We start from the raw sequence: 1,574 nt of genomic DNA, 5'->3' as shown, positions 1-1,574 counted from the left end.
TGTCCATTCCTAAAAAAGCTATACACAAAAACTAGTGTATGGAAACAACAGAAAAAGAGTTTATTTTCTCAGAACGTGGCAAAGGTCAGCCTTATGATAAGAGGTTGATTAAACAAGTTATTGACCAATTGAGGGAAGGGGTTCCCCGTCGGGAGGTAATGCAGAAGTACGGGATGGTTCAGGATACTTTGATCAGATGGATACAAAAGTATGCTCCAGATCTACCACAGTATAAGAGTTATTCTACCGCTGAGAAGCGAACAGTTGTACGCGCAGTAGCGTCGGGTGGTATGACTTTTAAACAGGCAAAGATTGCATTTAATATTACCCATGAATCGATGATTAGGAGATGGGCTAAGGATTTTAAGGAAGAAAATATCGACCTTAGTTCTTTCACTCCCAAAGAAATGCCAAAAAAGAAAGCTGATTTAACTGACAATTCAGAGCTCAAGGCTTTGAGAAAAGCTTTGGAGCAAGAGGTTTTAAAGAACAAGGCTTTGAATACAATGATCGATATTGCAGAACAGCAGCTAAAGATCGATATCAGAAAAAAGTCTGGTGCCAGGCAGTCATCAAAATGAAACAGGACTTTCCCCAACTGGGGATTAAGTTACTGTGCAGACTGTTTGGCAAAACAAGGCATGCTTACTACGACTATCAATGGAGATTGCAGGATGAAGGTTTGAAAGATGAAATCGTTTTACAACATGTCCTGAATATTAGATCGCTACAAAAAAAGATAGGTACTTTAAAGCTACATTTTATGTTGCAGGAACCACTAAAAGAGCATGGTATCCATATTGGCAGAGACTATTTATTTAACCTAATGCGTGAATATGGCTTAACTGTCAGAAAACGAAGAAGAAAAGTGGGTACCACAAATTCCAGGCATTGGATGAAAAAATACCACAATCTTATTAAAGGAATAACCCTGGACCAGCCTGAGCAAGTATGGGTAAGTGACATCACTTACATCCAGCTTAAAAAGAAATGGGGTTATCTGAGTTTGGTTACCGATGCCTATTCTAAGAAAATTATGGGTTGGGCATTCAGGAATGATCTCGGTACCCAAGGCTGTATAGATGCCCTGGAAATGGCCATTAGTAACAGAAAATATGTACAAACAGTACTTATACATCATTCAGATCGGGGGACGCAATATTGCAGTAAGGCATACGTAGATATTCTGTTGAAAAACAAGATAGCCATAAGCATGACCGAGAATGGAAGCCCTTATGAAAATGCTATAGCAGAGAGGGTTAATGGGATCTTAAAGACCGAATTTGACCTATATGAATCAAAAACAGGGATTAAAGAAACAACTTTGAGAATCAGAGAGAGTATCCGAATTTATAACGAGCTCAGACCACATGCAAGCTGTGACTATATGATCCCGGAACAAGCGCATCTTGAACAGGGAATACTTAAAAAAAGATGGAGACAGCAAAAAGCTTGTATAGTTCAGGCAGAATTAACAAATTAGGGTGTATAACTCAAATAAAAATAAAAATACTGGGTGTATAACCAGATTGAAATTAATTCATTAACCTGTATAGCTATAAACGGATAAGACA

Annotated in this window: 2 protein-coding genes; both read left to right on the top strand. The window is 38.2% G+C overall.

Annotation, left to right across the window (positions count from 1 at the left end):
* Positions 1-38: 38 nt before the first annotated feature.
* Positions 39-581 carry a hypothetical protein gene (locus HDC92_RS24970; protein WP_183877589.1) on the top strand — a complete coding sequence of 181 codons (543 nt, stop codon included), beginning with the start codon at positions 39-41 and terminating at the stop codon, positions 579-581.
* Positions 578-1,483, top strand: coding sequence for an IS3 family transposase (locus HDC92_RS24965; protein ID WP_183877588.1), 906 nt, complete (start codon positions 578-580; stop codon positions 1,481-1,483). Before HDC92_RS24970 ends, HDC92_RS24965 begins: the two co-directional genes overlap by 4 nt.
* Positions 1,484-1,574 lie beyond the last annotated feature (91 nt).

It is taken from the genome of Pedobacter sp. AK017 (genome assembly GCF_014200825.1).
In the GTDB taxonomy this organism is placed as follows: Bacteria; Bacteroidota; Bacteroidia; order Sphingobacteriales; family Sphingobacteriaceae; genus Pedobacter; species Pedobacter heparinus.
Note: the sequence above shows the minus strand (reverse complement) of the source record. Positions and strands in the feature narration are given on the sequence as shown.

Bases quoted from the DNA above. Each gene is read 5' to 3' on its own strand.
- HDC92_RS24970 (WP_183877589.1), top strand. From the start codon at position 39: ATGGAAACAACAGAAAAAGAGTTTATTTTCTCAGAACGTGGCAAAGGT.
- HDC92_RS24965 (WP_183877588.1), top strand. From the start codon at position 578: ATGAAACAGGACTTTCCCCAACTGGGGATTAAGTTACTGTGCAGACTG.